This is a genomic window from Sphingobium sp. ba1, from assembly GCF_000743655.1.
Classification (GTDB): Bacteria; Pseudomonadota; Alphaproteobacteria; order Sphingomonadales; family Sphingomonadaceae; genus Sphingobium.
Genome location: NZ_JPPQ01000069.1, coordinates 2,628,443 through 2,637,646 on the forward strand (window position 1 = coordinate 2,628,443; position 9,204 = coordinate 2,637,646).

Below are 9,204 nucleotides of genomic sequence, written 5' to 3' on the forward strand. Positions count from 1 at the left end.
ATATCCTGTCCTCCTGCCTGCCCAAAAACATGAGCCTCCCCGGAAAGCGGGGGTGGGCGGCGAAATGCGACTGGAAAGGCCCGCTCCGGCGGGCGCAGGCACCGAAGGGCGCAACCTAAGTGGAGCACCCGCTTGCGGGTTGCCGGCGACCGCGTAGGGCCTAGCAAGGAGCGCCGCCTACTCCCGCGTCCTGGGAGAGGCTCACACGGGAACGCCGCCGCGCGGTGCGCGGCGACCACTGGTCGGACCTTGCGGCCGACCTAGCGCCAGCGATCGTAACCCGCAGGGCCAAGACCCATGGGCTTGGTCCCGAAGCGGCTGCATCGGGATAGAGCGCGTCCGGCCAAAGCCGGGGCGTCCATGTTTCGTAACATCGTGTGAGTCTCAAGCCATCGGTCACGCGAAGTCGAACGGCACGCAGTCAGTTATCGCTATATCTGCTTGGCAGAGTCGAAATCGGCCGACAGGATAGACGCTGGAATCGTCAGAATGCCGAACGGGTGAACGAGAGCGAACAGGAAGCGGAGTTGAGTGCGTTTTGAACCAGTGTGAAATCCTTATCGATGCCAATCAGGTGCTGCACTTTACGCGGCTCGATCAAATCGACTGGTGCGGGCTGACCGGATGTAGACACTGCACGCTCGTCATCACCCCGATCCTCTTGCGCGAGCTTGAGCAGAAGAAGATTTTCAGTCCATCATCGGCGCTCAAGGCGCGCGCGGGCGCGATGATCGACTTCCTTGTGGAGAAGATGGAACTGCCCGATCCCGTCGTCGTGCGGTCCCATGTCGTGCTAGTTTTTGCAGAGCATGAACCGGGGATCGATTTCGCCTCCCATCACCTCGTGCGCGAGGTCAATGACGACCATTATATAGCAGCAGCGATCGAGCGGCATTGCATAAGTGGCATGCCTACCTTTATAGCGTCGAACGACGGCGGGATGGCGATGAAACTGCGCTCCCGCCCGATTTCCGTCCTGCGACTACCTGACACGTTGCGCCTTCCGGCCGAAGTCGATGCCGAGCAGAAGGAGCTTCGTGACGCGAAGCGTGAAATTGCACGCCTCAAGTCCCGGCAGCCCAAGCTTGCCGTCACCTTCAAGGACGGCGAAACCCGGCGCAACATCCGCAATGCGCGCTGCCTGGATCTCGCGGTGCCCGGCCTGGCCAAGATCAGGGCGAAGCATAGCTATCTGCCTGTGCCACCCAAGCCGGGTGAGACCGCTGGGGTCCAGATCGGGGGACTGCGTGCCTTTTACAATCAGGGCGGCGGGAGCCGCGAGCGCGTCGAGGAATATAATGAGGCGATCACCGCCTATTATGCGCGTTACGACCAGTATCTGGCGGACATGAACTTCTGGACGGAGGCGCTTCGACTCACGGCGTCGGTTTCCATCACGCTGAGCAATGACGGATCGGCGACCGCGACCGACATCGACGTCACCCTGCGCTTTCCCAAATCCATCTTCCTGTCCTCCATGCGCGACCGACCAGAGGAGCCTGAGGCGCCGAAACCTCCGGCGTCTCCAGGTAACTTCGGCAAGCTCAGCGCCTATTTCGCGCAGGCCTCGCCTCGCTATCTCGACTTCGCTCGTCCGGACTTCGACTTTCACGACGGGACAGTCTTTGTCGACGAGGACGATCCCCATACGGCGCAGTTTTCCGTCAAGTCGCTCAAGCAGAAATGCGAATTGAGTTTCGATACCTTCCTGCTAACGCGGCATTCTGGCCTGACCGACAAGGGAGTGGAGGTTGAGGTCGTCATTACCTCCCATGAAGGGGAGCCGATCCGGCAAAAGCTGGCGATGACGTTCGAAGAAGTGGATGCCGCAGCCTCGGACGATTGAGTGCCGCGTGCATGGAATATCCGTCGAGACCATTACCGGGAGCGCGGCTAAAATCTCCAGCTGTAGCTCCGCCTGCGAGCCAATCAGGGAAAAACGTCGAAACGACTGTATCTCCGACGGCAAAGTCGGTGACGCCGGAGCCGACCGCATCGACGATGCCCGCGCCGTCAGACAGGGGAATGCGTTCATCGTCGGTCGGGATGTTCCCCTGTACGACGAGCAGGTCATGGAAGTTGAGCGAACTACCGTGCATGGCCACGGCGATCTCGCCGGACCCAGGCGCGGGGGGGCTCATCGAGCGAGACCAGCCTCAGATTGTCGAGACCTCCAGACCTCCAGACGCCCTAAGGGTAATTGCGCGCATCAGACCGTTCCACTTCCTGCATCGCCGGCCCAAACCCAGCAGCGCAGGCTCAACCTGCCTGCATGGTCTCTAATATCTCGGGATCAAAGCCCATGAGCGAGAACCAGCGCCGATCGACGTCAGCTCGATGTGTCGCTTCCTCGAGAACCTTGGCCCTGACCGAAGCACCAGCAGCCTCGTCACCATCTGCGACCAGAGCGACCAACAAGCCGTCTAGCGCTTTTTGAAGCTGGTTGGTCTGGGCGAGCGCTGGCGACCCCTTGCTCTCGTCCAAGGCGATTGTAAGGTCGTTGACTGCCGCCATGGTCGATGGCCCGCCCGCCGCTAGTTGTGCGACCGCAATCGCCAAGTCGCGAAAATCGCCTGCTTCCTGCTGCTCGAATGCAGGTGTGTCCGCATATTGGGCCAATGTGATCTGCAAATGACCGATCACGAGCTGGGTCTGTTCGCGGGCAAGACTGGCTTCCGGTGGTAGGGCGGGCAAGACGACATAGCTCAGAGCACGGATGGCGCTTGCGAGGCGGTCGGGAACAGAAGGATTCACGTCGGTTCTCCCGTCGAGAGAAGGCTCGCTAGTCCGGCGAGGTGCATCGGTCCGGTGGCGGCGAGGAAGGTGAGGAGGACGTCCTGGTGATTATGCTGCGCGTTGGCAGCACGCATTCCAAGAACCGAAACCAGGATATAGCTTTTCCAGTAATTAAATATCTTGAAATAATAGAGCTTTCTGGGATCGACCCGGTTGCCGCTCACCTTCTCGTACGCGGTGATGAAGTCGTCTTCTCCTTCAAAAATGTCGCTTGCCCGGAAAACGCCATCGATCTTCGTTCCGAAAACTGCGGCGAGGAGCCATGCGAAATCGGCGTGATAATCGCCGATGTAGCACATCTCCCAATCGAGCAGAGCCGTGACTTCACCCGTCTCCTCGTCGAATAGGTAGTTTCCCGTTCGGAAGTCTCCGTGCACCAGAGAAGGCTTATCGCAATCTGGAATATTAGCTTCGAGATATTGCGTTGCGAGGCGCATCACCGGCTCGTGTGCGACCACATCTTGCTCGAGGAGCTCTTTCCAAAAGTTGATAAGCCAACGTGTCGGCTGCTTGGGATCCGCCGTCGGTGCCGCAAACGATGGGAGGTCTGCATTTGCCCAATCGAAATTGTGCACCTTTGCGAGCATGTCGAGATATTGCGGTCGAATGATCTGGCGCAGCCGCTCGCCGAGCACCGTACCGATACCTGTGACGGAGAGGTCGATATTGCTGGGTTTGGTGCTTCCCCGGACCAACTCCATGATCATGGCTGGCCGCGGAAACGTCTTTGCGTCTGCGTCCATCCACACTGGCTTTGGGACAGGCACGATCCCATCAAACGCTTCGAGAATTTCGAACTCGCGCAATCGGCTTGTCTCGGTGATCGCCTCCAGGGGGTCCATCCGCAGTACGTAGCGCGCAGGCTGACCTGCTGGCGGTTTCAGCGTGAAGATAAACTGCTCCTTGGATGCTCCCCCACCCATTCGCGAAATGCCGCTGATCGAGGCGCCCGGCAGTTTGTCAGCAAAGAAAGCGTCAAGCAGCCGTTGGATCGCCGAATCTTCCTGCGGGATATAGGGTGGCAGGGGGCGCCTGGCCTTTCTGGCTTCAAGCATTGCCGCCAAATGCGGTTCAGTATCGATCACACAAACTTCCTCTCTCACCATTTTGTTGAAGGATCACATCGCCGACAGACCACCGTCGATCGCGAGTTCCGCGCCGGTGATGAATGCGGCTTCGCGCGAGCAAAGATAAACGGCGGCCCAAGCGACATCATCGGGGACACCGATCCGTCCGATCGGGATCTGCCTGGCGAGCTTCTGTAGTGTTTCTTCACGCGACCGCTCACCAGCGAATTCGTCAAGCAGTGGCGTGTCGACAAAAGTAGGATGAAGCGAGTTGCAGGTGATCCCGTATCGTTTCTTCGCACAATGCAGCGCAATGGACTTTGTAAGATGCCTTACAGCGGCCTTGGCCGAATTATAGGCTGCCATATTGCCAGCGGCCACCATCCCCGAAATGGAAGATATGTTGAGGATCGCACCGCCGGATTCACCGGACGTGCGAGCCATTAGCGGCAGGGCTGCTTTTGAGCCCAGGAAAACGCTATCGAGGTCCACAGCATGGGTGAGACGCCAGTCCTCGTAGCTTAAATCCTCAACAGACCCGGGCAGACAGATGCCGGCATTGTTAACGAGGATGTTTAGCTTTCCGAATTCCCGCTCGGCGGTATCAATTGCGGTGGCCCAGCTATCCGCGTCGGTAACGTCCAGCTTGATTGCCAGCGCACGGCCGTCGAGCGTTGCCGCATGCGCCTTTGCCCGCTCGCCATCGAGGTCGCTGACGATCACATCAGCACCTTCGGCAGAAAAGCGTGCAGCGATCGCGGCGCCTAACCCTGAAGCGGCACCTGTCACCAGCGCAGTTCTCCCAGCCAATCTTGAACGCATCACAAACTAATCCTCGTTATAAGGGTTGGGGAACGATTGCTGGTCCCCCAACCCGCTTCAATTCAGAACTTGACGCTGCCTTCGACGCCAAAGGTGCGCGGCGATCCGCGATTGAAATAGTCCAGGTAGAAGGCGTTCAGGTTCAGGCCGTAAGTATGGTAGAATTTGTTGGTGATGTTCTTCGCCCAGACCGAAACCGAGTAGTTTTTGGTCTCGTACGAGAGCCGTCCGTTGACGAGCCAGTAGCTCGGGTTTCCGCATGCAATTTCGGGTGTTGCGGAGAGCACGATCGAGCCCGCCTTGGGCTGGTTGCAAGGATCCTGCCCGTAATTCTTGAAAGAGTCGAAATAGTAGCGACCCATATACTGCACATCGCCGCGCAGAACGACTTTTCCATCGTTGGCCTCGGTGCGCAGCATGGTCCAATCAAAGCCTGCCGAGAAGGTCATCTTCGGCGCGTTCGGGAAAGGGTTTCCGTTGATGTTGATCGTGGTGTTCGCGGGATCGGCAGTGCTGGTAGAATTGCCCTTATATTTGCTGTTCAGCAGTCCCAGCGCAGCGTTGAGGTGCAGATTTTCGAAGGGCTTCGCCTCAAGTTCTGCCTCCGCGCCGAACACGCGTCCGTTAGCGCTGCGAAGGAAGGAGGTCGCACCAATGATCTGCGCGATCTGCTGCTTGCCATAGTCATAATAGAAGCCGGCGAGGTTGAGTTGGAGGCGCCGATCGAAAAAGCGGGTCTTGATGCCGCCTTCATAGGCATTCACCTTTTCCGGATCGACGAAGTAGACCTGGCTGATGTCCTGATAGGCCAAGCCGTTGAAAGTGCCCGACCGATATCCGCGACTGTAGCTGGCATAGGCGAGAATGTCCGGCGCGATCTTGTAATCGACTACGATGCGACCCGTAAGAGCGCCATTCGAGTTGCTCTGGTTCACGGCGGGGAGCGCAGGGTTATAAGGGTTGCTGTAGGGCACGAGGCCCACGGCCGGCGTCGTGCCGTCGAGAGCATAAAGGACGGTGCGTCCATTCTTGAACTTCACCTTGTCCCAAGTGTAGCGGAGGCCGACAGTGATCGAGAGGTCCTCTGTGGCCTTAAACTTCGCTTCTCCATAGATGGCGGTCGATGGACGCTCCAGCGTGAAGCGCTGGTCGGCGGCGATCGGCCCAAACGGAAGCGCGCCGGCAGCCGCGCAGGCCGCCTGTGCCGCGGTGCCACCAGGCGTGTTGGTGGTGGCGACATCATAGTTGAACGCGACGAGCGACCGCGCATCGAAGAAACCGTTCGGATTCACAACGACCGGCGCACAGAATCCTGGACTGCTGGGGGTCAGTGTGGCGTCGAGCGCAAAGGCCGGCAGAGTGCGCAGCGAGTTTCCAACGGCGATCGCGCTGTTGTTGAACGAACCGGGCAAGCCGGCGCCGCTCAGCAGGGGCCGCAAGAAGCCAAAGAAGTCCGGCTCGTTATGCGTGTCAATTTTGTCGACGCCGTGATAGAGACCGCCAATCAGGCTCAGGCGATCACCATCATAGGAAATCCTGAGATCCTGGTTAAAGTTCTTGCTGGTCGAATTGTAGCGAATTGCGCAAGTGTTGGTCGGCGAGCCGTCGCAGTCGAAAGGCGAGAGCCTGTATTTTCCCCAATCATAGCCCGTGATCGACGTCAGTGAGATATCGTCGGCCAAGTTCCATTTGATATTGAGCGAACCTCCACGCGAAGCGGTGTAGTAGTTGCCGCCGGTGTCGGACTGTACTTCGTTCTGGCCCAGCGTACGCCCCCCCAGTTCGGGTCTAGGTACAAACCGCGAGTAGCCGGTCGCGTCGGTTCGACCCTCAAGGTAGCCGATGCCATATGCCAGATCAGCCTTGGGATTGTTGCGTGCGAAATAGCCCTTGAGCGTAATGTCTAGGTCGGACGACGGCTTCCAACGGATGGAAGCCCGACCCGCGATGCTGTTGCTGTTGGAGAACCATTGGTCTTGGGTCGGATTGAAGGTGTATCCGCGGCTTTTTGAAGCTGTGCCGGCGACGCGAATGCCCAATTCGTCTGGAATCAGTGTGTATTCGAGGGCTCCTTGTGCCGTTTTGGCATTGAAGTTGCCATATCCCAGCGTCAGATATCCGTTGGCGTCGCCGAGTCCGGGTTTGCGCGTGATGAAGTTTATCGCACCGCCTGTAGTGTTGCGTCCATAAAGCGTTCCTTGAGGGCCACGCAGAACCTCGACGCGCTCGAGGTCATAAAGCTGCTGGCCATGGCTGGCGCGAAAGCTTTGATAGACTTCATCGACATAAACGCCAACCGGAGATGCGGTGGTGGCCGAGAACTCGTTCGCCACGGAGATGCCGCGTAGCGAGAAGTTCGGCTGGGTGTCACCATAGGCCGATGTTACCTGAAGGTTGGGCATCGACCCCATCAGATCTGCTGTCTGGGCGATGCCGCGGGCTTGCAGTTCCTCACCGCCGATCGCGGAGATCGCGGCCGGCACGGATTGGAGATTTTGCGCCCGTTTCTGCGCTGTTACGATGATGTCGGCCATACCGGACGGCGCGTCAGCTTGAGGCGCGATGGCGGGCGAGGGAGCAGGTGCTGATGCCTGCTGTGCCGACGCGCCTTGCGCCCATAGGCACATCGTCATCGCTGTCGATGACACTGCGGCGATCACTGCAAAATTCTTACCCATCATATCCTTCTCCTCCGTGTGTTTTCTTGAAAACTGGCGGCTTTAGCCGCTCGGCTCTGTGGTTTGCGATCAGTGTGCGGCAGCATCCGGCAGGAGGATCGAGCTGCTCTCGAGATAGCTGTCGATGCCTTCCGGCCCGAGCTCGCGGCCGATCCCGGACGCTCGAAAGCCTCCGAACGGCGCCCCGAAATCTAAAATTCGCTTCGAGTTGATTCCGACAGTTCCCGTCCGCAGCCTGCGGGCGACATGGATTGAGCGATTCAGGTCAGGAGACCATACCGAGCCGGAAAGGCCGTATACGCTGTCATTGGCGATCGCGACCGCTTGGTCGACATCATCATATTCGATCAGCGCAGTCAGCGGACCGAACACCTCTTCCTGCGCAATGCGAGCGTCAGGCGCGGTCAGGAGCAGCGCCGGGTCGACAAGGCAAGCACTTCCCGCCCCGTGCGCGCCCCCAATTTTAAGGGCTCCTGCTGCTAAGGCGTCGGCGTACATCGCCTTGACCTTCTCGCTTTGCACGCGCGTCGCCAGCGGACCAACATCTGTTGCCGGGTCGAGGGGATCGCCCACCTTCAAACCGTCGAACAAGGCGGCAATGCCGTCGCGTATTGCCCCGGTCTTGCCTCGCGGCACCAATATCCGCGATTGCGCACCACAAACCTGGCCATTGTTCTGGATCATGGCGAGGAACAGCTCGTGAGCGCGATCCTCGATCTTGAAATCGTCCAGCAGGATGGCGGCTGACTTGCCTCCAAGTTCGAGCGTGCAGCGCGCGAACCGACGCGCCGCCACTTCCGCGACGGCTTGCCCCGCCGCAGTGCTGCCGGTGAAGCTCACCTTCGAAATACGCGGATCGGCCACCAATCGTCGACCAATGTCACGATCACCCGTTAGAACAGCGATCATTCCCTTTGGCAGATCGAGCGCCATGACGGCTTCGCCAAAGATCTGCATCGTCCGGGCATTCTCGGGCGAGGGCTTGAGAATGATGGGACAGCCAGCTGCGATAGCGGAGGCCAGTTTCTCGCACGCCAGGAACATGGGAACGTTCCACGCGACGATGCCCACCGCCAGACCCACAGGAACCTTCCGGACAATGACGCGCCCACCGCGCGCAGCCGGCCGGTTCTCTTCGAATTGGTGCGCTTCAACCAACGTGGCGATCGCTCGCAGTAGCCCACTGGCGCTTGCGACTTGGAGGGCTCTTGCCTGGGCGATAGGGCAACCAATCTCGCGAGCGGCCAGTTCGGCAAGCTCGTCGCCTCGCGCATCCAGCGTATCAGCGAGCGTGCGGAGCGCTAGGGCGCGTTGGGCGACTGTCGTTTGTTCGGCCGCTTCCAAAGCCGCCGTTCCAGCCTCGATCGCCAGCTCCGCCAATGCATCGTCTGCGAGCCGGAGCGACGTCAGCGGCAACAAATCGATAGGGCTCAACATCGATATCGGGTCGGCGGAGCTGGCACGCATAGCCCCGGCGACAAAATGGGTATCGACCCGGTAGCGGCTCATGCGTCCGCTCCCGGGCGGCGCAGGTCATAACCGCGACTTGCGGGATCGATGTAATCGTCGCGTATCTTGTGCTTCTGAAGCTTCCCGGTTTCGGTTCGGGGCAGGTGGGCGCGAAAAGCGATGAACTTCGGCAGCTTGAATGGCGCAAGCCGCTCGCGAAGAAATGCCAGTATCTCATCCGCTAGTTCCAAAGTGCCCTCGCCAGCGCGCAGCTGGATGACGGCTTGGACGGCCTCGCCGAAGTTCGGGTCGGGAACGCCGAAAGCTGTTGCGTCAAATACCGCCGGATGAACCGCGAGCGCGGCTTCGATCTCGGCGGGGTAGATGTTCAC

Annotated in this window: 8 protein-coding genes; 1 reads left to right on the forward strand and 7 read right to left on the reverse strand. The window is 59.4% G+C overall.

What is annotated here, in order from left to right:
• Window positions 1–538 precede the first annotated feature (538 nt).
• Window positions 539–1,846, forward strand: coding sequence for a hypothetical protein (locus IL54_RS15920; RefSeq protein ID WP_037476845.1), 1,308 nt, complete (start codon window positions 539–541; stop codon window positions 1,844–1,846).
• On the opposite strand, the gene IL54_RS23160 is transcribed toward IL54_RS15920, so the two are convergent.
• From IL54_RS23160 to IL54_RS15950, 7 genes are all read right to left on the reverse strand, one after another.
• Entirely contained in the window at window positions 1,764–2,141 is a 378-nt protein-coding gene (locus tag IL54_RS23160) for an alcohol dehydrogenase catalytic domain-containing protein (protein WP_076605520.1), read from the reverse strand. The genes IL54_RS15920 and IL54_RS23160 overlap by 83 nt on opposite strands.
• A gap of 118 nt (window positions 2,142–2,259) precedes the next feature.
• Window positions 2,260–2,754 (reverse strand): hypothetical protein, encoded by a 495-nt coding sequence (locus IL54_RS15925; RefSeq protein WP_237748911.1) that lies wholly within the window; start codon window positions 2,752–2,754, stop codon window positions 2,260–2,262.
• On the reverse strand, window positions 2,751–3,881 hold the full coding sequence (locus tag IL54_RS15930) for a phosphotransferase family protein (protein ID WP_162182236.1): 1,131 nt from the start codon (window positions 3,879–3,881) through the stop codon (window positions 2,751–2,753). Before IL54_RS15930 ends, IL54_RS15925 begins: the two co-directional genes overlap by 4 nt.
• Before the next feature lie 33 nt (window positions 3,882–3,914).
• Window positions 3,915–4,685 carry a glucose 1-dehydrogenase gene (locus tag IL54_RS15935; RefSeq protein WP_037476846.1) on the reverse strand — a complete coding sequence of 257 codons (771 nt, stop codon included), beginning with the start codon at window positions 4,683–4,685 and terminating at the stop codon, window positions 3,915–3,917.
• Window positions 4,686–4,747: 62 nt separating this feature from the next.
• Window positions 4,748–7,366 carry a TonB-dependent receptor gene (locus IL54_RS15940; protein ID WP_237748913.1) on the reverse strand — a complete coding sequence of 873 codons (2,619 nt, stop codon included), beginning with the start codon at window positions 7,364–7,366 and terminating at the stop codon, window positions 4,748–4,750.
• A gap of 66 nt (window positions 7,367–7,432) precedes the next feature.
• Window positions 7,433–8,872, reverse strand: coding sequence for an aldehyde dehydrogenase family protein (locus IL54_RS15945; protein WP_037476847.1), 1,440 nt, complete (start codon window positions 8,870–8,872; stop codon window positions 7,433–7,435).
• Window positions 8,869–9,204: AMP-binding enzyme (locus IL54_RS15950; RefSeq protein ID WP_443211064.1), on the reverse strand; the 336-nt coding region annotated here is incomplete at its 5' end. The genes IL54_RS15950 and IL54_RS15945, both read right to left, overlap by 4 nt.

Excerpts from the sequence above, each read along its gene's own strand:
- IL54_RS23160 (WP_076605520.1), bottom strand. The coding sequence starts at position 2,141 with ATGAGCCCCCCCGCGCCTGGGTCCGGCGAGATCGCCGTGGCCATGCAC.
- IL54_RS15935 (WP_037476846.1), bottom strand. The coding sequence starts at position 4,685 with ATGCGTTCAAGATTGGCTGGGAGAACTGCGCTGGTGACAGGTGCCGCT.
- IL54_RS15940 (WP_237748913.1), bottom strand. The coding sequence starts at position 7,366 with ATGATGGGTAAGAATTTTGCAGTGATCGCCGCAGTGTCATCGACAGCG.
- IL54_RS15945 (WP_037476847.1), bottom strand. The coding sequence starts at position 8,872 with ATGAGCCGCTACCGGGTCGATACCCATTTTGTCGCCGGGGCTATGCGT.